We start from the raw sequence: 22,693 nt of genomic DNA on the forward strand, positions 1-22,693 counted from the left end.
TCAACGCGAACGAAGGAGGCGCCGATGCGCAGTTTTTTCCACTCTCTTGTCTCAATTGTCCTGCTTGCGGCATCCGCGCTCGCCCTGCCAGGGCAGGCATCGGCACAGGATAGACTGACGGTCTATACCTATGAAAGCTTCACCGCCGATTGGGGTCCGGGACCGGCAGTGAAGAAGGCCTTCGAGGCCGAATGCAGTTGCGTCGTCGAATTCGTCTCGGTCGCCGACGGCGTGGCGCTGCTCAACCGTGTGAAGCTGGAAGGCGCCGCGACCAAGGCCGATATCGTACTTGGCCTCGATACCAACTTAACCGCCGACGCCAAGGCAACCGGCCTGTTTTCGCCGCACGGCGCCGTCTCGGGCGTCAATGTACCGGGCGGCTGGAGCGACGATATTTTCGTGCCGTTCGACTATGGCTATTTCGCCGTCGTCTACGACACCGAAAAACTGAAGAGCCCGCCGAAGAGCCTCAGGGAATTGGTCGAGGGCGATGCCGGAGAGAAGATCGTCATCCAGGATCCGCGCACCTCGACGCCGGGCCTTGGCCTGCTGCTGTGGGTCAAGTCGGTCTATGGCGACAAGGCGCCGGAAGCCTGGGCCAAACTCAAGGCGAAGGTGCTGACGGTAACGCCGGGCTGGAGCGAGGCCTACGGCCTGTTCACCAAGGGCGAGGCGCCGATGGTGCTGTCCTACACGACCTCGCCGGCCTACCACATGGTCGCCGAAAACACCGAGCGCTACCAGGCGGCGTCCTTCGAGGAGGGCGAATATCTGCAGATCGAGGTTGCGGGGATCACCACCAAGGGCGCGAAGAACCCGCTGGCGGAAAAGTTCATTGCCTTCATGACCGGACCGAAATTCCAGGATGTCATTCCCGAAACCAACTGGATGTTCCCGGCCGGCAAAACCGACAAGCCGCTCAACCCGGCGTTCGACAAGCTGGTCAAGCCGACCAAGACCTTGCTGTTCAGCCCGGAAGACGTCGCGGCCAACCGCAAGGCCTGGGTCGATGAGTGGCTTGCGGCGATGAGCAGGTAGGGCTCAAGCCTCGTCGGATGTTTGCGCCAAGCCACCCCCCTCTGGCCTGCCGGCCATCTCCCCCTCAAGGGCACGGCTATCGCAGATGGAACGCCGAGGCTTTCGCTCTACGACGTACCCCCACCCCTAACCCCTCCCCACAAGGGGGAGGGAGACTTCCGTTGGCACTGACCTCGGCAAATTGTCTGCCTTTCGGCGCCAAAAAGGGAAGTAAGGGCATGCGGCAGCGTTCCCTCCCCCTTGTGGGGAGGGTTAGGGTGGGGGTCCAACTTCGTAAGAATCCAAATGCGATAGCCCTGCCCTCAAGGGGGAGATCGGCAGCTTTGTCGCCTCTCCTCGTCCTGCCACTTGTGAGATTGGCGAAGGCGGCTGAGTGCGCAATCTCCCCCCTTGAGGGGGAGATGTCCGGCAGGCCAGAGAGGGGTGGGCTCGGCCTTTGCCAGGTATTTCCTTCGATCAACACCTGTCGTAGTGTCGGGTAGCACGACATGCGTACGCGTCATCCGGCCGATCCCCGCGTCACTGCCGGCATCGTCGCGCTCGCCGCCATCGCGCTGCTGATCGGCGGTGCATTCGCCGGGCTCGTCGTCGAAGCCACACGCGACCTGTCCGGCGCCGCCTCCGCTTTCGATTCCTATCTCTTGCGCGTCGTCCGTTTCACGCTCTGGCAGGCTCTGCTGTCGACCCTGCTCTCCGTTGCACCGGCGCTGTTCGTCGCGCGCGCCCTGTCGCGGCATCCGCGTTTTTTCGGGCGAGGCTTCATCCTCCAGCTTTTCGCCGTGCCACTGGCGCTGCCGGCCATTGTTGCCGCACTCGGTGTCTTGGCGCTCTATGGCCGCGCCGGCTATTTTGCCGGCACGCTGGGCGCGCTAGGCGGCCAGAGCTGGCCCGGCATCTATGGCCTGTCGGGCATACTCGTTGCCCATGTCTTCTTCAACCTGCCGCTGGCGACGCGGCTGTTCCTGGAGGCGTTGCAGACCGTGCCGGCTAACCAATGGCGGCTGGCGAGCCAGCTTGGCATGGGTGCTGCGCCGGCCTTCCGGCTGATCGAATGGCCGCCGCTGCGTGCGGCCTTGCCGGGCGTTGCCGGGCTCGTTTTCATGCTGTGCATCACCTCCTTCACCATCGTGCTTACGCTCGGCGGCGGGCCGCGCGCGACGACGCTCGAGGTTGCCATCTACCAGGCGCTGCGTTTCGACTTCGACCCGGCGCGGGCGGTGACGCTGACCCTGCTGCAGATTGCCCTGACCTTCGTCGTCGTGCTGGCACTGACGCGGCTTGGCGCCAATATGACCGGCGACGCCAATCTGCCGGTGGCGCCGCGCCGGTATTTTTCAGCCGGTGCGGCCGAGACCGTGCTGAACGCGCTGGCGATCGGGCTCGCACTGCTGTTTGTCGCCGGGCCGATGGCGGCCACGCTGGCAGCCGGGCTTGGCGCCGATCTCGGCCGCCTGGCCGGCGAGAGCGCGGTGCGGCAAGCGACGGCGACCAGTGCCGTGCTCTCCCTCCTATCGGCGCTGCTCTCTGTGGCGTTGTCGCTGTCGCTGGTGATGGCGCGCCGGGCGCTGGCGCTCACCCGGCGGAGCGGCAGGAGGACGCTGCTCGAACACCTGGCCGACACCGGTGCGGGGTTCGTCCTGGTGGTGCCGCCCATCGTCATCGGTGCCGGCTGGTTCTTGCTCCTGCGCACCGTCGGCGATGTCTTTGCGATCGCCCCTGTCATGGTCGTTGCGGTCAATGCAGTGATGGCGATGCCGTTCGCCATCCGCGCCATCCGCCCTGCCTATGACGCGGCGAGCGAACGCCACGAACGGCTCTGCGCACAGCTTGGCATCTCGGGCTGGAACCGGTTGCGGCTGGTCGACTGGCCGTCGCTGCGGCGGCCGCTCGCCACCGGCTTCGCGTTCGCCATGGCGCTGTCGCTCGGCGATCTCGGCGTCATTGCGCTGTTCGGCAGCGATTCCGTGCAGACCTTGCCCTATCTGCTGCTGGCGCGCATGGGCAGTTACCGCACCGAGGATGCCGCCGGCCTGGCGCTGCTGCTCGGCCTTGTCTGCCTGGCGCTGGTGTTGGCCGCGGACTGGCTGGGAAGGAGGGAGAAATCATGATGCCGATCAGCCCGGAACGGTCCATTTCGGTGGAAAAAGGCGCGGCCGTGCGGCTCGATAATGTCTCGTTCAGCTATGGTGAAACGCCGCTTATATTCGATGTCGATTTCCCGGCGTCGGAAATCACCGCCATCATGGGGCCGAGCGGTTCGGGAAAGTCGACGCTGCTCAATCTGGTGGCCGGCTTCGAGACGCCGCGGTCGGGCCGCGTGCTGATCGGCGGCGCCGACGTCAGCACTGCGCCGCCATCAGCGCGGCCGGTATCGATGGTGTTCCAGGAAAACAACCTGTTTGCCCATCTGTCCCTCGAGCAGAATGTCGGGCTCGGCCGCTCGCCTTCGCTCAGGCTGAGCGAGGCTGACCGCGCCGCAATCGCCGCAGCGCTGAAGCGCGTCGGCCTTGCCGGCAAGGAAAGCCGGCTGCCGCGCGAACTCTCCGGCGGCGAGCGGCAGCGCGTCGCGCTCGCCCGGGTCCTGGTGCGCGACCGGCCGGTGCTGTTGCTCGACGAGCCGTTCGCTTCGCTCGGACCGGCACTGCGCGACGACATGCTCGACCTGGTGGCCGACGTCCATTCGGAGCAGCGCATGACGGTGTTATTCGTCACGCACCAGCCGGACGATGCGCGCCGTATCGGCCAAAATATGGTTTTCCTGGATGGTGGCACGGTTGCCGCGACCGGCACCGCGGCCGATTTTTTCGTCGGGGCTGGACCGGAGGCATTCCGACGCTATATCGGCTCGGGTCCGTTTGCGGCTGGATCACGAGATGTTGCCCGGAAGCGGACATAATTTATGGTCAAACCGGCGGAAGGCGAAGCGGCGCTTGCTTGCCATGGTCGAGGTAGTGTGGCTAGGTCCGCCAGGAGCTGGTCCGGCCTAGACCGTGATTTGCCCTTGCTGCCTCGTATCTGTCGGACGCACGAAGGACGCCGTAGCACTTGATTTGCGCGTGATGCTTTCCGGAAATCGCGCCCGATTTTCGCGGTCACGTGCCAGGACTTGAAAGGAAGCCGATCTGCCGACCGGCATCGACAATCGGAGGGTGAAACCGCTGGCGCGCTTTCTGGCGCTGGCCGGTCTTGCCGTGGCGCTGGCAAGCTGCCAGATGTTCACGCCTCCCGACGTGCAGGAATCAGGCTTTCAGCCCTCAGACAAGCCGATCACGGTCGACAATGTCGCCGCCAACGGCAAGCTCGCTCAACTGGCGAAGGCGCAGCACCCGCGCATCCTCGCCACCTATGGCGGCGAGTATTCCGACCCCAAGCTCGAGCGCATGGTGGCCAAGATCGTCGGCAGACTGACCGTGGTGTCGGCCAACCCAACCCAGACCTACCGCATCACCATCCTCAACTCGCCCAACGTCAATGCCTTCGCGCTGCCGGGCGGCTATCTCTACATCACCCGCGGGCTGCTGGCGCTGGCCAACGATTCCGCCGAGCTTGCCGCCGTCATCGCGCATGAGATGGGCCACGTTACGGCCAACCACGGCCTGCAGCGCCAGCAGCTGGAAGCCGAAGAGGGGTTGGCGACCAAGGTCGTTTCGGACGTGCTCGGCGACAACCCGACGGCCAAGGCGGCGCTGATCCGCGGCAAGCTGAGGCTGGCCCAGTTCTCGCGCAATCAGGAGCTGGAGGCCGATGCCATCGGCATCAAGTCGATCGGCGAAGCCGGTTTCGACCCCTACGCCGCCGGCCGCTTCCTGCAGTCGATGTCGGCCTATACCGATTTCCGCTCAATCAGCGGCGCCACCGACGCAAGCCTCGACTTCCTGGCGACGCACCCCAACACGCCGCAGCGTATCGATCTCGCGCAGCGCCACGCCCGCCAGTTCGGCGCGCCTGGTGTCGGGTCGCGCGACCGCGATTCATTTCTTGCCGGCGTAGACGGGCTGCTTTACGGCGACACGCCGGAGGAAGGCTACGTGCGCGGCGAAACCTTCCTGCACCCTGGCCTCGGTGTGTCGTTCTCGGTGCCCAACGGTTTCGTCATCGACAATTCGGCGGCGGCGGTGACGGCCACAGGCCCGGGCGACATGGCAATCCGCTTCGATGGCGTTTCGATCGACAAGGACCGCTCGCTGACCGACTACATCCGCAGCGGCTGGGTTGCCGGCCTCGACGACAGCAGCGTGCGCCAGGAGACGATCAACGGCAACGAAGCGGCAACCGCGCATGCCGGCGCCGATGGCTGGCAATTCGACATTGCGGTGATCCGCGCCGGCGGCCAGGTCTACCGCTTGCTGACTGCTGCGCCGTCGGCCAGCACCTCGCTGAGCACGGTGGCGCGCTCGGTCAGCGGCTCGTTCCGCATCCTGAGTGCTGCCGAGAAGGCAGCACTGAAGCCACTGCGTATCCGCATCGTCACGGTGCAGCCCGGCCAGACGATGGGCTCCCTGGCCGCACAGATGGTCGGCGTCGACCGCAAGCTGGATTTGTTCAGGGTGCTCAACGCGCTGTCGCCGGGTGCCGCGGTTTCGGCCGGCGACAAGGTGAAGATCGTCACCGACAAATAGCAGGCGACGCGATTCAGGCTGCGAGAAATTCCGGATTCTGCTTTACCAGCGCCGCCTTGAGCTTTTCCATGGCGCGCGCCTCGATCTGCCGGACACGTTCCTTGGAGATGCCGAGCGTCTCGCCGAGCGCTTCGAGCGTCGCGCCCTCGTCGCTCAGCCGGCGTTCCTCGATAATCCTGAGCTCGCGCGCATTGAGAGCGCCGAGTGCCGTCTTCAGCCACACCGAGCGGCGTTCGACGTCGATCGTATCGCCGACGACCTCATCGGGCAGCGGGTCATCCGAAACCAGGAACTCCATCCGCTCGGTTGCGCCCGCATCGTCGGCTAGCGGCGTGTTGAGCGAGCTGTCCGGCGCCGAAAGGCGGGAATCCATCATCGCCACATCGGCCTCCGATACCCCGAGAGCCGCCGACACTTCGCGGTAGAGCGTGGCATTCGACGTCTGCTCGGCGCCGTTTGCCAGGCGGGCGCGCAGACGCCGCAGGTTAAAGAACAGCGCCTTTTGCGCCGAGCTGGTGCCGCCGCGCACGATCGACCAGTTGCGCAGGATATAGTCCTGCATCGAGGCGCGAATCCACCAAGTCGCGTAGGTCGAGAACCGCACCTCGCGCTCGGGTTCGAAACGGGCCGCGGCCTCCAGCAGCCCGACATGGCCTTCCTGGATCAGGTCGCCCAGCGGAAGGCCGTAGTGGCGAAACCGCGACGCCATGGAAATGACCAGCCGCATATGCGCGACGGTGATGCGGTGCAGCGCGTGCTGGTCATTGTTTTCCTTCCAGCGCAGCGCCAGGAGATGCTCTTCGTCACGTTCCAGATAAGGGGCTTTCATCGCCGCGCGAACCATGGTCCGTCCTGCACTGTCTTCCATCATGCCGCGCTCCTGCTTCAGGCGTTGCGGTGCGATCGAATCGTGAGTTGGCGCCGATGGTTGAAATGGCGGCGCCGCGCCCTACAACAGCGAAGAACGTGCCATGCGGGGGAATGTTCCCCCGGACTGTCATGTCGATTGCGCTGTTCCAGGCGATTCGCCACCGGCCTTGACTCAGCCGGATGGCGCCGGAAGATGCTGGTTGAGAATTGGATTTCAAGGGTGCGGGATTTTTGAAATTCAGTTTCTTATTCTGGCATCGCGCATCTGTCATTTTCCGGCACTCGCAATGACGCCGGACACCGGCCAAGGACGGATCACAGAAAAATGAAATGGCTCAAATCGCTCATCATCGCCGGAACGCTGCAGGTTCTGGCCATCGCCGCCGGTCACGCCGGCGCCAATCTCGACCAGATCAAGCAGTCCGGCGTCTTCAAGGTCGGCACAGAAGGAACCTATGCGCCCTTCACCTATCATGATGCTTCCGGCGCGCTGGTCGGCTTCGACGTCGAGATCGCGCGGGCCATCGCCGAGCGCCTCGGCGTCAAAGCCCAGTTCCTCGAAGGCAAATGGGACGGGCTGATCGCCGGTCTCGATGCCAACCGCTACGATGCCGTCATCAACGAGGTCGGCATCACCGAGGCGCGCAAGGCCAAATATGCTTTCTCCGATCCCTACATCGCCTCCAAGGCGGTGCTGATCGTGCGCGGCGACAACACCGACATCAAGGGTTTCGCCGATCTCAAGGGCAAGAAGGCGGCGCAATCGCTGACCTCGAATTTCGGCAAGCTGGCTGAAACCAATGGCGCCGAGCTCGTCGGCACCGACGGCTTCGACCAGTCGATCCAGCTGCTTCTTACCGGCCGCGCCGACGCCACCATCAACGACAGCCTGTCCTTCCTCGACTTCACGAAGCACAAGCCCGACGCCAATGTGAAGATTGCCGCCCAGGAAGAAAACGCCGACTATTCCGGCGTCATCGTGCGCAAGGGCGATCCGGAACTGGTGGCCGCCATCAATAAGGCGCTGGCCGACATCAAGGCCGACGGCACCTACAAGAAAATCGCCGACACCTATTTCGGCCAGGACGTTTCGAAGTAAAACGGCTTTCTCGTGTGGGCCGAACGCCGGCCCGCGTCGTTCATATCGCGGCGAGCTGTCTTTTGACGGCCCGCCGCTTTCGCGTGATATGAGCGACGGCAATCTGGCAAGGAGGAGCCTTCGTGCCGCACTGGCTGCAATTGATGCTGGAATCCCTGCCTACGCTGCTATGGGCTGCACTGATCTTCACCGTGCCGCTGACGCTGCTGTCGTTTGCATTCGGTCTTGTACTAGGCCTGGTTGTGGCGCTTGTCCGGCTGTTCGGTCCCAAACCGCTGGTCGCCGTGGTCCGCTTCTACGTCTGGATATTCCGCGGCACGCCGCTTCTCGTGCAACTGTTCCTTATCTTCTACGGCCTGCCATCGGTCGGCATCCTGCTCGACGCCTTTCCGGCAGCACTGATCGGCTTCACCTTGAACATCGGTGCTTATTCGTCGGAAATCATCCGCGCCGTCATCGGTTCGGTGCCGAAGGGTCAGTGGGAAGCGGCCTATTCGATCGGCATGACCTGGGCCCAGGCAATGCGGCGCACCATTCTTCCACAGGCGGGGCGCGTCGCCGTGCCGCCGCTGTCCAACACCTTCATCTCGCTGGTCAAGGACACTTCGCTCGCCGCCGCCATCACCGTGCCGGAGATGTTCCAGGCAGCGCAGCGCATCGTCGCCACCACCTATGAGCCGCTGATCCTCTATGTCGAGGCAGCGGCCCTCTATCTGATCATGAGCTCCGTGCTGTCGGCCTTGCAGGCGCGGCTGGAAACGCGGCTCAACCGTTATGGTGGCTTCCTGGAGGCGCGCGCATGATCGGCCTCACCAACATCGAAAAGCGTTTCGGCGACAATCTTGTGCTGAAGGGCGTGACCGTCACCATCGAGGAAGGCAGCGTTACGGCGCTTGTCGGACCGTCGGGCGGAGGGAAGAGCACGCTTTTGCGCTGCATCAACCTGCTCGAGCTCCCGACTTCAGGCACGGTACGGATCGGCGACGATGCACTCGAATTCCGCCCCGGCGGCAGGATCTCGACCAGGGATATCCAGCGGCTGCGGCTGCAGACCGGCATGGTGTTCCAGAATTTCCAGCTGTTTCCGCATCGCACCGCGATCGAGAACATCATGGAGGGGCTGGTGACGGTGCTGAAATGGCCCAAGGAGAGGGCGCGCGAACGGGCGCTGGCCCTGCTCGAAAAGGTCGGCATGGCGCACAAGGCCGATGCCTGGCCGGCGACGCTGTCAGGTGGCCAGCAGCAGCGCGTGGCGATTGCCCGGGCGCTGGCGCCTTCGCCGAAAGTCCTGCTCTGCGACGAGCCGACCTCTGCACTCGATCCGGAACTGGCGCAGGAGGTGGTCGACGTGCTCGGCAAGCTCGCCAGCGAGGGCACGACCATGGTGATGGCGACGCATGATCTGCGGCTCGCCTCGAAGATCGCGCGGGAAGTGGTGTTCCTCGATGCCGGCAACATCGTCGAACAAGGCCCGGCCGCGGTGCTGTTCAGCAACCCGGAGCGCCAGCGGACCAAGCGGTTCATCGCCACGCTGAAGCACGAGGCGGAAAGGGAGGGCGGCGAAGGTTAGATATGCCCGTCGCCGGTCAGCCAAAACAAAAAACCCGGCGCGAGGCCGGGTTTTTCTGGATTCGAAAGCAAAAAAACTCAGGCGGCTTCTTCCTGCTCGGCTTCCTCGTTGTCGGCCTTAGCGCCGCGCTTCGGGCCCTTGTTGAGGTTCACCTCGATGAGGCGGACCGCTTCGGTCTCCGACATGCGGTTGACGGCCGCGATCTCGCGGGCCATGCGGTCGAGGGCCGCCTCGTAGAGCTGGCGCTCGGAATAGGACTGCTCCGGCTGGTTATCGGCGCGGTAAAGGTCGCGCACCACTTCCGAGATCGAGATCAGATCGCCGGAGTTGATCTTGGCGTCATATTCCTGGGCACGGCGTGACCACATGGTGCGCTTGACGCGGGCGCGGCCCTGCACGACCTTCAGCGCGCGCTCGACATAATCCTCTTCCGACAGCTTGCGCATGCCGATCGAGGTCGCCTTGGCGACCGGCACCTTGAGGCGCATCTTGTCCTTCTGGAAGTCGATGACGAACAGCTCCAGCTTGTGGCCCGCGACTTCCTGCTCATCAATCGAGACGATCTGGCCGACACCATGCGCCGGGTAAACGATGTATTCGCCGGTCTTGAAACCGTGGCGCGCTGCGGTGGACTTCTTCTGCGGGGTGATCGTTGCCATTACGCCCTGAACTCCTTGTTGTGGTACCGGCATCGTGCCGGCCCGAACTCGTGCGACCGGGGTGACCGGTCCTTAGCCACACAACGATGACTCACCGGAAAGGCCAGGACCGGCAAATCGCAACATTGCGACCGCCTGCCCCAGATCGCTCTGGTCCGGATTGAGAAATTCACCTTTCAGTGATTTGGGGCGTTTGCGCCATAAATCGACGTTGTGTCACCGGCATGTTTGGCTCATATAGCACAAAAAGTCGGAAGAATCAAGGTTTTGCTGCACGCGCGAAGGCCGCGCGCCGTCGCCGCCTGTCAAGGCAGTTAATGTATCACGTCTGTTACGCGGCGTCAGGCCACCGCAGCCGGCAGGCTCGTCAGTCGCCTTCGCCGGGCTCCGGGGAGAAATATTTCTCGAACTTGCCAGTTTCGCCATCGAAATTTTTAGCGTCGGCCGGCGGCTCCTTCTTGGCGGTGATGTTGGGCCATTTCTCGGCATATTCGGTGTTGATCTGCAGCCATTTGTCGAGACCCGACTCGGTGTCGGGCTTGATTGCGTCGGCCGGGCATTCCGGTTCGCAGACGCCGCAATCGATGCACTCGTCCGGGTGGATGACGAGCATGTTCTCACCTTCGTAGAAGCAGTCGACCGGACAGACCTCGATGCAGTCCATGTATTTGCATTTTATGCAATTGTCGGTCACGACATAGGTCATTGGTCGGCTCCGGGACGTCCCATTTTGTTGGGCTTTTTTGGTGAGGTAACGCCTTTGTCCGCTGGTGGCAAGGGCGGCCCCTGTCAGCGGTGCCGCGGTTTCCGGAATGGAATTCCGGAAGGCCGGCAAAGCGGGCGTTCGACCTTGCTCAATCGTCGCCGAGCAGGTGGTCGGTCTGGCGGCGTTCCTTCTTCGTCGGGCGACCACTGCCGGCCTCGCGCAACGGCGGCACCGCATCCGGAAGCGCCTCGCCCTTGGGCGCTGGGGGCGGCGACATGTCCTCGTAGAGCAGGCGGGCCTCTTCGGCCGGGCCACGCCGTACGCCGGTGCCAAGGACTTTCCAGACGAAGATCCGCCGCTCCAGCGTGATGGTCAAAACGTCGCCCGGCCGGACCGTGTCGGAGGCCTGCGCTGCTTTGTCGCGATTGATGCGGACGCGTCCGGCGACGACCAGCTTGGCTGCCAGCGTGCGCGATTTTACCGCGCGCGAGAAGAACAGCCACTTGTCGATGCGCTGGCGGGCATCAGTGACCATTGGACGAGCAGCTTACTTCTTCAGCTGGTCGCGCAACGCGGCGAGCTTGGCGAACGGCGAGTCCGGGTCGAAGCGGACCGGGCGTTCCTCACGCGGCTTTGGCTGGAAGGCGGGTTTTGCGCCTTGGGCGCCGCCTTTGCCGTCCTGCCGGCCAGCCTTCCAGTCGGGCCGGTTTTCGCGCCGGTCCGGGCGTTCACCTTGCGGCTTGCCGGCGCGCTGCTCTGCCGCCTCGCCTTGCGGCCTGGGCTTGAACTTGCTGCGATCGAAGCGCGGCTTGCCGGCGCCGTCGCGCTGGTCGTGGCGCCCCTGACGGGCGGGCCGGTCGCCCGGCGTCGCTTGCCCGCCGGCATCTACCGGCGCATCGCTGCGGCTGTCCGGCGCAGCTTGACCACTGCGCGCGCGATGGTCCCGATGATTGTCCCGGGGGCGGTTGTCATGCTGGCGATGACGCGGGCGCTGGTCGAAACGACCCTGCCGCCATAACAGGACAGGTTTTGGCTCCTCGGCTTCTGGAGCAGCTTCGCCGGAGACAGCTTCCGTCGTTGCTGCAGGTTCGGCCGGCGATGCTTCCGTAGTTTCGAGAACCGGCGGCTCTGCCGGTGCCGCAGCCTCAGTTTCCGCCCCAGGTTCCGCCGTTGGCTCGGCCGCTGGTTCCGCAGGCGCTTCAGCAGTCGCCTCCGCGGCGGGCCGGGTCTCTTGCGTGACTTCTGCCGCAGCTTCAGGGGCTGGAGCTTCGGCGACAGGCTCTGCCGTCGCTTCGGTCACAGCTTCGGCCGCCGCCTCCGCAACAGGAGCCGCATCCGACACAGGTTCCGAAGCCTCCGCCGGCGGCTCTGCCGCGGCAGATGCTTCCGCCATCCTCGCCTGCTCGACGCGCGCAGTCTCTTCCGCCGCCTGCTTTGCAGCGGCAGCTTCACGCGCGGCATTGTCCTGTGCTTCGAGCCGCGCCTTGACCTCGGCCGCCGGTTTGGCATCGGCGCGATAGCCGAGTCCCTTCAGGATTTCTTCCATGTCGTCGGCGGTGGCGCCGAGAATCGACATCATCGGCGGCGTCACCATGAAGGACTGGCCGTCATAGGCGCCGTCGGGGCGAGGCCCGAGGCCCGGCTTCCAGTTGGTCGCCGGCCGGATCAGGTCGGCCAGCCGTTCGAGAATATCGACGCGTACAGCACGCCGGCCAAGATTGCGGTAGCCGGCAAGCTTGTAGAAGGTCTTGTCGAAGGTCGGATCGATGACCACCGAGGTGCGGCCGGAGGCCAGTGCGTGAACGACATCGCCGAAGCCGGGCTTGTCCTTGCCGTCGTTTCTCAGCGCCCACAGCAGCGTTATCAGCCCGGCCGGCGCCGGTTTGATCAGCGCCGGCACGAAGACATGGTAGGCGCCGAAGCGCACTCCGAGACGGCGAAGCGCCGCGCGGCCTTCCTGGTCGAGCGACTTCATCTCGTCGGCGATGTCGCGACGGTTGATGAGGCCGAAATGCTCGACAAGCTGGAAAGCGATGCCGCGGCCGATGCCGGTGATCTGCTCGGCATTCTTGAGATCGACCAGCGGCTTCAGCAGGGATTCGATCTGGAAGTTTACGAAGCGCTCGGCGCGCGCCGCAACCTTGTCGCGTGCCGGGCCGGTGAGTTGCTCGTCGGCCAGCAGAACCAGACGCGGCTTCAAAGCGTCTTCGCCGGCGACCAGCGTGCCGATCGGCGCGCCGATCCAGCGCAGCGTGCCATCCGAACCCAGCGCGATGTCGCCATTGGCCGAGGCGCCGAAGCGCTCGGCCCGCGCCTCGAACTCGGCGGCAAGCGCCTTCTGCGCCGCCGCCCGCACCGCCTTGGCGTCTTCGCCGCCGGCGCTCTGGTCGGCGGTGAAGCGGAAACCTTGCAACTCGCCGACGTGATGGCCTTCGACGAGGACGGTTCCGGTTGGGCTGATTTCGGCTTCAGGCATCGTGTTTTCTCTAAGGCGCCGCATGAGGACGGAAGTCCTGCGGTCTACAAAACGTTTCGTCAACCGCTCATGCAGCGCATCCGACAATCTGTCTTCGATTTCGCGCGTCTTTTCCTGCCAGTGTGCCCGATCGGCCAGCCAGCCGGGCCGGTTGGAAACGAAGGTCCATGTGCGGATCTGGGCAATCCTGTGCGACAGCGTGTCGATGTCGCCTTCGGTGGTGTCGGCACGGCGCACCTGCTCGGCCATGTAGTTCTCGTCGACATGGCCGTGCCTGGCAAGGTCCATGTAGATGGAGGCGATCAAGTCGGCGTGCTGGGCCGGCGCGATCTTCCTGTAGTCGGGCAGCGCGCAGGCTTCCCACAGCAGCGCCACGCGCCTGGCATCGGTGGTGAGTGCCCGGACGTCCTCGTCGCGCGACAGATGCTCGAGCGCCTGCGCGTCTACTGCCGGCAGCGCGCGCGTCAGGCCTTCGACCGGAGCGTTGGTCTCAATCGAGCGCTTCAGCGCATCAAGGTTGGCGAAATCGAAATGCGCGGTGCGCCACTGCAGTACTTTCACCGGGTCGAAATCATGCGCCTCGATTTTGTTGACCAGTTCATCATCCAGCGGATCGACCTGGCCGGTGACGCCGAAGGTGCCATCGCGCAGATGCCGGCCGGCGCGGCCGGCAATCTGGCCGAGCTCGGCCGCCGTCAGGTTGCGGTACTGGTAGCCGTCGAATTTGCGATTCTGGGCGAAGGCGACGTGGTCGAGGTCGAGGTTGAGGCCCATGCCGATGGCGTCGGTGGCGACGAGGTAGTCGACGTCGCCCGACTGGAACAGCGCCACCTGGGCGTTGCGGGTGCGCGGGCTGAGTGCGCCGAGCACGACGGCGGCACCGCCCTGCTGGCGGCGGATCAGCTCGGCGATGGCATAGACCTCGTCGGCCGAGAAGGCGACGATCGCCGTGCGCCGCGGCAGGCGGGTCAGCTTCTTCGAGCCGACATAGGCAAGATGCGAGAGGCGTGGTCGCGTCACCACCGACACGCCCCGCAGCAGGCGCTGCAGAATGCCGTGCATGGTGGCCGCGCCCAGCAGCAGCGTCTCCTGGCGGCCGCGCAGATGCAGGATGCGATCGGTGAAGATGTGGCCGCGTTCGAGATCGCCGGCGAGCTGGACCTCGTCGATGGCAACGAAGGCGGCGTCGGTCTCGCGCGGCATCGCTTCCACGGTGCAGACCGAGTATTTCGCGCCCGCCGGCTGGATCTTTTCCTCGCCGGTGATGAGCGCCACCTTATGGGCGCCGACCTTCTCGCAGACGCGCGTATAGACCTCGCGGGCAAGCAGCCTGAGCGGCAGGCCGATGACGCCGCTTTCGTGCGCCACCATGCGTTCGATGGCGAGATGGGTCTTGCCGGTGTTGGTCGGGCCGAGCACGGCCGTCACGTCTCGACCCGACAGGATCAGCGGTTCAGTGTGTTTCGGATGGATGTTCATCGGCCTGGAAATAAGGCTCTCTGCCTCGCATTGTCGGGAGCGCGCCCATATTGGCCGCGTATGACAGGCGACACATAGGGATTTCGGGCGCGAAGCGAAAGCGGAATATGCCGAGGGCAGGCCGATTGGTTGGTTCGAAGCCAGAAAATCTGTTCCCGATTAACAGTTGGAACGAGTCTGGAACGAATCAGCGACGAATCACTGACTCGCGCTGATTCAGGGTTTGTTCACGGCTACATCTGGGTTTTCTGTCGGCGTACCTCACCACATGCTGAATCACGGAAACTGGCCCGATTTATGCAAGCGGCATCCAAGCGAGCACTGCGGTTAACCTTTGCCGGCGAATGGTCGTGGCCGGCCAATCTGCTTCGCACAACGTTATGAAATTATTGATGTTTCCTAACGCGCTTTAATCATTTCGAGGGTGTTTTCAGCTCTCGCCGTTAACGTTCCGCTCAAAGCCGGAACGAATCGGCGACGAATCAGAGATAGCCGAAGTTTCTTGGTTTGTTCACCGCAACATGTTGTGTTGTGGACAGCTTTTCCACCGAGAATCCACAGGCTGCCGGGCGGCTTTTGCACAAGCTGCGAGTTTGCCGTTAACCTTTGCGTGCCGGATTGGGGCAGCGTGCTGCATCGAGATCTTGCAACGGGAAGACCGCTATAGAAACGGGCCGTTTTGCAGGCCCGTTCGTCCAAGCGCGGATCTGTCTCAACGTAAAGACAAACGATCAGGCGACGTACTGGCCGCCATTGGCTGATATGGTCGAGCCGGTGATGAAACCGGCATCGTCGGAAGCGAGGAAGACGACGCAGCGCGCGATCTCCTCCGGCTCGCCGAGACGACCGACCGGGATGTGCGGGATGACGCGCTCGTTGAGGACCTTCTCGTCCATTGCCTTGACCATCTCGGTGGCGATGTAGCCGGGGCAAATGACGTTGACGGTGATGCCGGCGCGCGCGCCTTCCTGGGCCAGTGCCTTGGTGAAGCCGATATCGCCGGCCTTCGAGGCCGAATAATTGACCTGGCCGACCTGGCCTTTCTGGCCGTTGATCGAGGAGATGGTGATGATGCGACCGAACTTGCGGTCGCGCATGCCGCCCCACAATGGATGCGTCATGTTGAAGACGCCGGAAAGGTTGGTGTCGAGGACCTCTTTCCATTGCTCGCGGGTCATCTTGTGGAACATCGCGTCGCGAGTGATGCCGGCATTGTTGACCAGCACCGAGACGGGACCGAGATCGGCTTCGATCTGTTTGATGCCGGCGGCGCAGGCCTCGTAGTCGGCGACCGACCATTTATAGACCGGGATGCCGGTCGCGGCCTTGAACTTTGCCGCCGCTTCTTCATTGCCGGCGTAGTTTGCGGCGACCGAATAGCCGGCGCTTTTCAAGGCGACCGATATCGCCGCGCCGATGCCGCGCGACCCGCCTGTGACGATTGCAACCTTTATCATATGTCCTCCCGGGAAATGCAGATGACTGAGCGTTGAAGCGGTGGGGTTTGCCCTCTATTCCCTACTCGCTTTGCGCCAGCATCCTATTCGTATCGCTTGTCTCATCACAATGCTTCCACGCACATGGCAACACCCATGCCGCCGCCGATGCACAGCGTGGCAAGGCCTTTCTTGGCACTTCTGCGGCGCATCTCGTAGACCAGCGTGTTGAAGATGCGGGCGCCCGAGGCGCCGACCGGATGGCCGATGGCGATGGCGCCGCCATTGACGTTGACGATGGCCGGATCCCAGCCCATGTCCTTGTTGACGGCGCAGGCCTGCGCGGCAAAGGCCTCGTTGGCTTCGACCAGATCGAGGTCGCCAACCGACCAGCCGGCCTTGGCCAGCGCCTTGCGCGAGGAGGGGATCGGTCCCGTCCCCATGATCTGCGGGTCGACACCGGCGGTCGCCCAGGAAACGATACGCACCAGCGGTGTGATGCCGCGCCTTGCGGCTTCCGCTTCGGTCATCAGCACCACGGCGGCGGCGCCGTCGTTGATGCCGGAAGCATTGGCAGCCGTCACCGTGCCTTCCTTGTCGAAGGCGGGCTTGAGCTTGGTCATGGCATCGATTGTCGCGCCGTGGCGGATGTATTCATCCTGGTCGACTACGGTGTCGCCCTTCCTGCCCTTGACTGTAAAGGCAACGATCTCGTCCTTGAATTTCCCGGCTTTCTGCGCGGCCTCGGCCTTGTTCTGGGAAGCCAGTGCGAACTGGTCCTGGTCGTCGCGGGTGATCTGAAACTGGCGGGCGACGTTCTCAGCGGTGTTGCCCATATGATAGCCGTAGAAGGCATCGGTCAGGCCGTCCTTGATCATGGTGTCGATCAGCCTGAAATCGCCCATCTTGACGCCACCGCGCAGATGCTGTGCATGCGGAGCCATCGACATCGATTCCTGGCCGCCGGCAACGATGATCCTCGCGTCGTCCTGGGCGATCTGCTGCATGCCGAGCGCGATGGCGCGCAAGCCCGAGCCGCAGAGCTGGTTCAGGCCCCAGGAGGTCGCCTCCTGCGGTACGCCGGCAGCCATTGCCGCCTGCCGCGCCGGGTTCTGCCCTTGAGCCGCGGTCAGAATCTGGCCGAGAATGACCTCGTCCACCTCCTTGCCGTCGACGCCGGCACGGACCAGCGCTTCCCTGACGGCGACGGCACCCAATTCATGGGCTGGGGTGTTGGCGAAGGCGCCGTTGAAGGAGCCGACGGGCGTGCGCGCTGCACTGGCGACAACGATGGCGTTGGAAGCGGACATGTTCTTCTCCAGGCTTTCGGGGAATGATTTCGGGTGCCGTCGGGGACTTTTCTTGCCCTTTCCACAACCCGAGTCAAACCCGAAATGGGCATGGCGTCCCACTCCCGCAAGTATGCCGCCCGTCGCTGCAACGGCGGCCCGTCCGTGCTGCGCAGCATAAAATGTTCCCGCACTGCACAAACTGCTTGGATTCATGACGCTTTTGCGCATATCCTTTAAAAAGGCGCAATCGTTACCGGCGGCTTACTTAAGCTGCCCGGTGTCCGGGGAGGATGCAGATGGCCGCAAAAGACGAACCTATTGTTATCAAGAAATATGCCAATCGCCGTCTCTACAATACGGGCACCAGCACCTATGTGACGCTCGAGGATCTCGCTGAAATGGTCAAAAGAGGCGAGGACTTTACTGTCCAGGACGCCAAGACCGGTGACGACATCACGCATCCGGTACTGACCCAGATCATCTTCGAGCTGGAGAACAAGGACGGGCAGAACATGCTGCCGATCCCGTTCCTGCGTCAGCTCATCGCCTATTACGGCGACCAGATGCAGATGATCGTGCCGAGCTTTCTCGAACAGTCGATGCTGGCCTTCTCGAAGGAGCAGGAGCGCTTTCGCGAGCAGATGAAAGATGCGCTCGGCAAGTCGCCGATGGACATGATGAAGATCGCTACGCCGATCAAGGTGCTGGAGGAGCAGACGCGGCGCAACATGGAAATGTTCCAGAACGCCATGCGGCTGTTCACGCCGTTCCCGCCCGCGGGCTCGGCGCCGGCAGCAGCGCCGGCCGAACCGGCCAGGAAGGAAACGCCGGAAAAACCCGACGACCTTCAGGAGCTGAAGGAGCAGATCGCCGCGATGCAGCGCAAGCTCGACACGATGTCCTGACTGCCGGCTGGCGAAGTGCAGCGTCGGACCTTCCTTCAGGTGCTGCTGAGACTTCGCAAGCAGCGCGGCTAGACTAGAGCTGCTCCGGCAGCGGTCCCTGGTAGCGGGCGCGTGGCCGGATCAGGCCGTTGCTCGTCACCTGCTCCACGGCATGCGCGGCCCAGCCGACGCTGCGGCCGAGCGCGAACAGGCGGAACGGCGCATCGGACGGCAAACGGAGACCGCGCGTCAGCGCGGCCAAAGCGAAATCGACGTTCGGGCGCATGCCCGTTGCCGCAAAGGCCGCATCGCAAAGCCGTAACAGCCCATCATCGACATCTATCGCGGCCAGCAACGGTTCCGCACGCGGATCGCCGTCGGGATAAAGCGGATGGCCAAATCCGGGCAGCGGCCTGTCGTGACCGAGCCAGCGTCCGACAGCCGCGTCCGGCCCCAATCTCTGCGCATCTTCCGCCAGCATCATGACCGCCTCCGCGGCGCCGCCATGACGCGGCCCGGAGAGCGTGGCGAGGCCGGCAAGCAGGCAGGCCGAAACAGGTGCGCCGGTGGACGCGGCGACCCGTGCGGCGAAGGTCGATGCGTTCAATTCGTGATCGGCCAACAGTACCAGTGAGCGGCGGATCAAGTCTGCGCCGGCCGCATCGAGCGACCATCCCCGCGCCAGCCTTTCGTGCACGGCACCAGTTCCGGGAATCGCGCCGAGCGCCTGGGCCAAAGCGGCGATGGCGCCGGCCGCATCGTGGTTGAGCGAAGCCGATCTTCGGCCGAGCGAAGGCCGGCCGTTGGCCGCCAACGCGGCCAATTCCGCGAAGGCAGCCGGCCGGCCAGTTGCGCCGTTGCCATGGCGGCTCGCCGAGACGAACGACACCGGTGCGTCAGATGCCCAAAGCAGGTTTGCCGTCTGCTCCAGCGTGGCAGCCTCGCAGAGAGCAACCGCATCCTGGCCGCGATAGACAAGGCGGCCATGCAAAACGGTCGAGATCGTGGTGGCGATCGCCGGCTCACCCCAGGCAATTGCACTTTCGGCGATTGCCTGCGGATTTCGGCCACGAGCCCGGCGACTCGCCAGCGCCGCGATGTCGTCGGCGCGATACTGGCTGCGGCGTGGATCCGCCCGGTCCGGCCGCACGCCGATGCGCCCGCGGCTGACATAGGCATAGAGGGTCTGGGCTCGCACCTTGAGACGCTTCAGGGCTTCGTCCCGCGTCAGCCACTCCGTCATGTCAGCCTTGTCATGTTGATTCCATTGATCAAGATTGATGGTCCAGTCACCAACCCTTATCTACCACCCGGAAAGGGTCAAGGAGAAAACCGATGGCGAATGGGCTCGATGATGTTGTGGCGGCGGAAACGGTGCTCTCCGATGTCGACGGTCTTGGTGGCCGCCTGACCATCCGGGGCCATTCGTTGCCCGAACTGGCAGGTCGCTGGAAATACGCCGAGGTGGTTCATCTGCTGTTCGACGGCTTTTTCGACGATCTTCCCGACGGCAGGGAGCTGGCGAACGCGATCGGTCGGGCGCGCAGCGAAGTGTTCGAGCAGATCAAACCCTTGCTGCCGTTTCTCACATCCGTCGATATCTACAGCGCGATGCGCGCCGGTATTGCCCTGCTGCCGGATGGTGACAAATTGTCGGACGCGCTGCGGCTGGTTGCGGCACCTGCCGTGGTGACGCCGGCCTTGCTGCGCTTGCAGCGCGGCGAACGCCCGATTGCGCCCGATAGCAAGGCCGATCATGCCGCCGACATGCTGCGGATGCTGACCGGCATTGCGGCCTCGCCTAAATTGGCGAAGGCGCTCGATGCCTATCTCGTGACGGTTTGCGACCATGGCCTCAACGCATCGACCTTCGCCGCGCGCGTGGTCTCTTCGACGCAGGCCGGGCTTACTTCGGCGGTGCTGGCCGGGCTCGGAGCGCTCAAGGGGCCGCTGCATGGCGGCGCGCCAGGTCCGGTGATTGAGATGCTGGATGCGATCGAGGCGCATGGCGACGCCGCCGGCTGGCTGCGTAGCGAGATCGCGCGTGGCCGCCGCATCATGGGCTTCGGGCATCGCATCTATCGCGTGCGCGATCCGCGTGCCGACGTGCTGAAAGCGGTGGTGCGCCAGCTCGGCGCCAGGGGCGAAAGCGGCCACCGGCTGGCCTTTGCCGAAAGCGTGGAGCAGGCGGCGCTCGAAGTGCTCCGCATCGCCAAGCCGTCGCGCTCGCTCCAGACCAATGTCGAGTTCTTCACAGCGCTCCTGCTGGAAGCGGCGGGCTTTCCGAAAGAGGCGTTCACCAACGTCTTTGCTGCCGGGCGCGTCGCCGGCTGGATTGCCCATGCGCGCGAGCAGCAGACGAGCGGACGGCTGATCCGGCCGCAGTCGCGCTATATCGGGCCGGTGCCGGACCTCGTCGCCTGAGGATGTTTCCCTCGCATACTTGCGAAAACCGGTCGCAACAGCCGGTGCCGAACACCTCTCTCGTCGGGACGAGAGAGGTCTACATGACAAAAATTTCATGTCATTGCTCCACACATCCGCTGTTCTTGGGTGACAGAGAGCCTATATGTTGCAGTGCAGCATGGTTCACGGGAGCCCGCCTCGAAAGGAATAAAGCCGCCTTGACCGCCAGAAAAACCGCCATCGTCACCGGTTCCACCTCGGGCATCGGCCTGGCCATTGCCCACGCGCTCGCGGCCGAAGGCTGCAACGTCGTCGTCAATTCCTTTTCCGACACCGCCGACGATCACGCCATCGCCGACGCGATCGCGAAGCACCACGAGGTGAAGACCGTCTACGTCAAGGCCGACATGTCGAAGCCGGCCGAGTGCCGGGCTTTGGTGGCGAAGGCAGCCGAGGCATTCGGCTCGGTCGACATCCTGGTCAACAACGCCGGCATCCAGCATGTCGCGCCGGTCGAAAGCTTCCCGATCGAGAAATGGGATGCGATCATCGCCATCAACCTGTCATCGGCCTTCCACACCATCGCAGCCGCCATCCCGTTGATGAAACAGGCCGGTGGCGGCCGGATCGTCAACGTCGCCTCGGCCCACGGCCTTGTCGCTTCGCCGTTCAAGTCGGCCTATGTCTCGGCCAAGCATGGCATTATGGGCTTGACCAAGACTGTCGCCCTGGAGCTGGCGCGCGACAAGATCACCTGTAATGCCATTTGTCCGGGCTATGTGCTGACGCCGCTGGTCGAGGCGCAGATCCCCGACCAGATGAAGGCCAACAAGATGGACCGCGAGACGGTGGTCCGTGAGGTCATGCTCGACAGGCAGCCTACCAAGGAGTTCGTCACCGTCGAGCAGGTTGCGGCGGCCGCGGTGTTCCTATGCTCGGATGCGGCGGCGCAGATCAACGGCACGCACATCTCTGTCGACGGCGGCTGGACCGCTCAGTGAGGCTTCCAGCGGTCAAGGGCCACGCCATGCCGAAAAACGGCAAGGCGGAAGAGCCAAAGAAGATCAATGTCGCGCTGCAAGGCGGCGGCTCGCACGGGGCGTTTTCCTGGGGCGTGCTCGATCGGCTGCTCGAGGACGGGCGCCTCGACATAACGGCGGTTTCGGGCACCAGCGCCGGCGCCATGAATGCCGTGGCGCTGGCCGACGGCTTTGTCCGCGGCGGTGTCGAGGGCGCGCGGCGGAAGCTCGACGATTTCTGGCGTGCGGTGGCGGCAAAGGGCCGCTTCAGCCCGGTACAGCGCATGCCCTGGGACGTCGCCTGGGGCAATTGGTCGATCGAGAACACGCCCGGCTATTTCCTGTTCGATACGATGTCTCGGGTATTTTCGCCCTATGTCGCCAATCCGCTCGCAATCAATCCGCTGCGCGACGTGGTCGAACGTGAGATCGATTTCGACAATGTGCGCGCCTGCAAGTCGATGGAACTGTTCATTTCCGCTACCAATGTCGAGACCGGCCAGTTGCGGGTCTTCTCGGACGGCGAGATCGACCTCGACACAGTGATGGCGTCGGCCTGCTTGCCGCAATTGTTCCGTGCCGTCGAGATCAAGGGCGTGCCCTATTGGGATGGCGGTTATGGCGGCAACCCGGCACTGTTCCCGTTCTTCAAGACGGCGGCCACCGAGGACGTGCTTTTGGTGCAGATCAATCCGGTGGTCCGCGAGGGAACGCCGAAGAGCGCCAATGAGATCCAGAACCGCATCGACGAGATCACCTTCAACGCCGGGCTGTTGCGCGAATTCCGCTCGATCGCCTTCGTCAAGGAACTGATCGCCGCCGGCCGATTGCCGCACGGCGAATATCGCGACATCCGCATGCACCGCATCGATGCCGACGAAGCGTTCAAGGATCTGTCGGCATCGTCCAAGGTCAATGCCGAATGGGCGTTCCTTGCCTATCTGCGCGACCTCGGCCGCACCGCAGCCAGTGATTGGCTGGAAGAAAATTATGACGCCGTCGGCAAGCGGCCGACGATCGATCTGTCCGGCGAACTCGACGACGGCTTGAAGCCTTTGCGCGGGCCGGCGCCGGGTCGGCGGGTCAAGGAGTTTCTTGCGGCGCGCAAGCAGCCCGAGGCCGCCCGCCGTCCGGCCTAGC

The 22,693-nt window shown here is 64.0% G+C and carries 19 protein-coding genes; 11 read left to right on the forward strand and 8 right to left on the reverse strand.

All coding sequences use genetic code 11. The features are described from left to right. The first annotated feature begins 24 nt into the window (after positions 1-24). The 4 genes from thiB (at position 25) to NKI41_RS13285 (ending at position 5,657) form a co-directional block, all read left to right on the forward strand. On the forward strand, positions 25-1,038 hold the full coding sequence (thiB, locus tag NKI41_RS13270) for a thiamine ABC transporter substrate binding subunit (protein ID WP_352683378.1): 1,014 nt from the start codon (positions 25-27) through the stop codon (positions 1,036-1,038). 488 nt (positions 1,039-1,526) lie between these two features. Beyond that, positions 1,527-3,146, forward strand: coding sequence for a thiamine/thiamine pyrophosphate ABC transporter permease (thiP, locus tag NKI41_RS13275; RefSeq protein ID WP_352471186.1), 1,620 nt, complete (start codon positions 1,527-1,529; stop codon positions 3,144-3,146). Further along, complete coding sequence (gene thiQ / locus NKI41_RS13280; RefSeq protein WP_352613421.1) at positions 3,143-3,934, forward strand: thiamine ABC transporter ATP-binding protein; 792 nt, start codon at positions 3,143-3,145, stop codon at positions 3,932-3,934. The genes thiP and thiQ overlap by 4 nt, the downstream gene beginning before the upstream one ends. Positions 3,935-4,187: 253 nt before the next feature. Beyond that, positions 4,188-5,657: a M48 family metalloprotease gene (locus NKI41_RS13285; protein WP_352683380.1), complete on the forward strand. Its 1,470-nt coding sequence runs from the start codon at positions 4,188-4,190 to the stop codon at positions 5,655-5,657. Positions 5,658-5,670: 13 nt separating this feature from the next. Here the strand turns inward: NKI41_RS13285 and NKI41_RS13290 are convergent, their stop codons facing one another. Next, complete coding sequence (locus NKI41_RS13290) at positions 5,671-6,528, reverse strand: RNA polymerase factor sigma-32 (RefSeq protein WP_254816490.1); 858 nt, start codon at positions 6,526-6,528, stop codon at positions 5,671-5,673. A gap of 324 nt (positions 6,529-6,852) precedes the next feature. On the opposite strand from NKI41_RS13290, the gene NKI41_RS13295 reads away from it, so the two are divergent. From NKI41_RS13295 to NKI41_RS13305, 3 genes are all read left to right on the forward strand, one after another. After that, entirely contained in the window at positions 6,853-7,626 is a 774-nt protein-coding gene (locus NKI41_RS13295) for an amino acid ABC transporter substrate-binding protein (RefSeq protein ID WP_352683381.1), read from the forward strand. Between the two features lie 122 nt (positions 7,627-7,748). Next, complete coding sequence (locus NKI41_RS13300; protein WP_352471183.1) at positions 7,749-8,429, forward strand: ABC transporter permease subunit; 681 nt, start codon at positions 7,749-7,751, stop codon at positions 8,427-8,429. After that, positions 8,426-9,196, forward strand: a complete 771-nt coding sequence (locus tag NKI41_RS13305) for an amino acid ABC transporter ATP-binding protein (protein ID WP_352683383.1) — start codon at positions 8,426-8,428, stop codon at positions 9,194-9,196. The genes NKI41_RS13300 and NKI41_RS13305 overlap by 4 nt, the downstream gene beginning before the upstream one ends. 77 nt (positions 9,197-9,273) lie before the next feature. Here the strand turns inward: NKI41_RS13305 and NKI41_RS13310 are convergent, their stop codons facing one another. The 6 genes from NKI41_RS13310 to NKI41_RS13335 form a co-directional block, all read right to left on the reverse strand. After that, positions 9,274-9,855, reverse strand: coding sequence for a CarD family transcriptional regulator (locus tag NKI41_RS13310; RefSeq protein ID WP_006327799.1), 582 nt, complete (start codon positions 9,853-9,855; stop codon positions 9,274-9,276). A gap of 367 nt (positions 9,856-10,222) precedes the next feature. Next, positions 10,223-10,561 (reverse strand): ferredoxin FdxA, encoded by a 339-nt coding sequence (gene fdxA, locus NKI41_RS13315; protein WP_292664799.1) that lies wholly within the window; start codon positions 10,559-10,561, stop codon positions 10,223-10,225. A 148-nt stretch (positions 10,562-10,709) separates the two neighbouring features. Continuing rightward, positions 10,710-11,096 carry an RNA-binding S4 domain-containing protein gene (locus NKI41_RS13320; protein ID WP_023680553.1) on the reverse strand — a complete coding sequence of 129 codons (387 nt, stop codon included), beginning with the start codon at positions 11,094-11,096 and terminating at the stop codon, positions 10,710-10,712. A 12-nt stretch (positions 11,097-11,108) separates the two neighbouring features. Continuing rightward, a complete protein-coding gene (locus NKI41_RS13325) occupies positions 11,109-14,516 on the reverse strand; it encodes a helicase-related protein (protein ID WP_352683385.1) in 3,408 nt (1,135 codons plus the stop codon). Between the two features lie 731 nt (positions 14,517-15,247). Then, positions 15,248-15,973: an acetoacetyl-CoA reductase gene (gene phbB, locus NKI41_RS13330; protein WP_352683387.1), complete on the reverse strand. Its 726-nt coding sequence runs from the start codon at positions 15,971-15,973 to the stop codon at positions 15,248-15,250. A gap of 104 nt (positions 15,974-16,077) precedes the next feature. Beyond that, positions 16,078-17,262, reverse strand: coding sequence for an acetyl-CoA C-acetyltransferase (locus NKI41_RS13335; RefSeq protein ID WP_352683388.1), 1,185 nt, complete (start codon positions 17,260-17,262; stop codon positions 16,078-16,080). A gap of 278 nt (positions 17,263-17,540) precedes the next feature. Between NKI41_RS13335 and phaR the strand changes: the two genes are divergently transcribed. Further along, positions 17,541-18,149, forward strand: coding sequence for a polyhydroxyalkanoate synthesis repressor PhaR (gene phaR, locus NKI41_RS13340; protein ID WP_023678449.1), 609 nt, complete (start codon positions 17,541-17,543; stop codon positions 18,147-18,149). A gap of 73 nt (positions 18,150-18,222) precedes the next feature. On the opposite strand, the gene NKI41_RS13345 is transcribed toward phaR, so the two are convergent. Next, positions 18,223-19,371, reverse strand: coding sequence for a citrate/2-methylcitrate synthase (locus tag NKI41_RS13345; RefSeq protein WP_352452507.1), 1,149 nt, complete (start codon positions 19,369-19,371; stop codon positions 18,223-18,225). 92 nt (positions 19,372-19,463) lie between these two features. On the opposite strand from NKI41_RS13345, the gene NKI41_RS13350 reads away from it, so the two are divergent. From NKI41_RS13350 to NKI41_RS13360, 3 genes are all read left to right on the forward strand, one after another. Next, positions 19,464-20,552 carry a citrate synthase/methylcitrate synthase gene (locus NKI41_RS13350; protein ID WP_352683390.1) on the forward strand — a complete coding sequence of 363 codons (1,089 nt, stop codon included), beginning with the start codon at positions 19,464-19,466 and terminating at the stop codon, positions 20,550-20,552. A 200-nt stretch (positions 20,553-20,752) separates the two neighbouring features. Continuing rightward, positions 20,753-21,535, forward strand: coding sequence for a 3-hydroxybutyrate dehydrogenase (locus NKI41_RS13355; RefSeq protein ID WP_352489286.1), 783 nt, complete (start codon positions 20,753-20,755; stop codon positions 21,533-21,535). Positions 21,536-21,561: 26 nt separating this feature from the next. After that, entirely contained in the window at positions 21,562-22,692 is a 1,131-nt protein-coding gene (locus tag NKI41_RS13360) for a patatin-like phospholipase family protein (RefSeq protein WP_352452521.1), read from the forward strand. The last annotated feature ends 1 nt before the right edge of the window (position 22,693 follow it).

This window comes from Mesorhizobium sp. M0601, assembly GCF_040320845.1.
In the GTDB taxonomy this organism is placed as follows: domain Bacteria; phylum Pseudomonadota; class Alphaproteobacteria; order Rhizobiales; family Rhizobiaceae; genus Mesorhizobium.

Excerpts from the sequence above, each read along its gene's own strand:
- thiB (WP_352683378.1), top strand. The coding sequence starts at position 25 with ATGCGCAGTTTTTTCCACTCTCTTGTCTCAATTGTCCTGCTTGCGGCA.
- thiP (WP_352471186.1), top strand. The coding sequence starts at position 1,527 with ATGCGTACGCGTCATCCGGCCGATCCCCGCGTCACTGCCGGCATCGTC.
- thiQ (WP_352613421.1), top strand. The coding sequence starts at position 3,143 with ATGATGCCGATCAGCCCGGAACGGTCCATTTCGGTGGAAAAAGGCGCG.
- NKI41_RS13290 (WP_254816490.1), bottom strand. The coding sequence starts at position 6,528 with ATGATGGAAGACAGTGCAGGACGGACCATGGTTCGCGCGGCGATGAAA.
- NKI41_RS13295 (WP_352683381.1), top strand. The coding sequence starts at position 6,853 with ATGAAATGGCTCAAATCGCTCATCATCGCCGGAACGCTGCAGGTTCTG.
- NKI41_RS13305 (WP_352683383.1), top strand. The coding sequence starts at position 8,426 with ATGATCGGCCTCACCAACATCGAAAAGCGTTTCGGCGACAATCTTGTG.
- NKI41_RS13310 (WP_006327799.1), bottom strand. The coding sequence starts at position 9,855 with ATGGCAACGATCACCCCGCAGAAGAAGTCCACCGCAGCGCGCCACGGT.
- fdxA (WP_292664799.1), bottom strand. The coding sequence starts at position 10,561 with ATGACCTATGTCGTGACCGACAATTGCATAAAATGCAAATACATGGAC.
- NKI41_RS13320 (WP_023680553.1), bottom strand. The coding sequence starts at position 11,096 with ATGGTCACTGATGCCCGCCAGCGCATCGACAAGTGGCTGTTCTTCTCG.
- NKI41_RS13325 (WP_352683385.1), bottom strand. The coding sequence starts at position 14,516 with ATGAACATCCATCCGAAACACACTGAACCGCTGATCCTGTCGGGTCGA.
- phbB (WP_352683387.1), bottom strand. The coding sequence starts at position 15,973 with ATGATAAAGGTTGCAATCGTCACAGGCGGGTCGCGCGGCATCGGCGCG.
- NKI41_RS13335 (WP_352683388.1), bottom strand. The coding sequence starts at position 17,262 with ATGTCCGCTTCCAACGCCATCGTTGTCGCCAGTGCAGCGCGCACGCCC.
- phaR (WP_023678449.1), top strand. The coding sequence starts at position 17,541 with ATGGCCGCAAAAGACGAACCTATTGTTATCAAGAAATATGCCAATCGC.
- NKI41_RS13345 (WP_352452507.1), bottom strand. The coding sequence starts at position 19,371 with ATGACGGAGTGGCTGACGCGGGACGAAGCCCTGAAGCGTCTCAAGGTG.
- NKI41_RS13350 (WP_352683390.1), top strand. The coding sequence starts at position 19,464 with ATGGCGAATGGGCTCGATGATGTTGTGGCGGCGGAAACGGTGCTCTCC.
- NKI41_RS13360 (WP_352452521.1), top strand. The coding sequence starts at position 21,562 with ATGCCGAAAAACGGCAAGGCGGAAGAGCCAAAGAAGATCAATGTCGCG.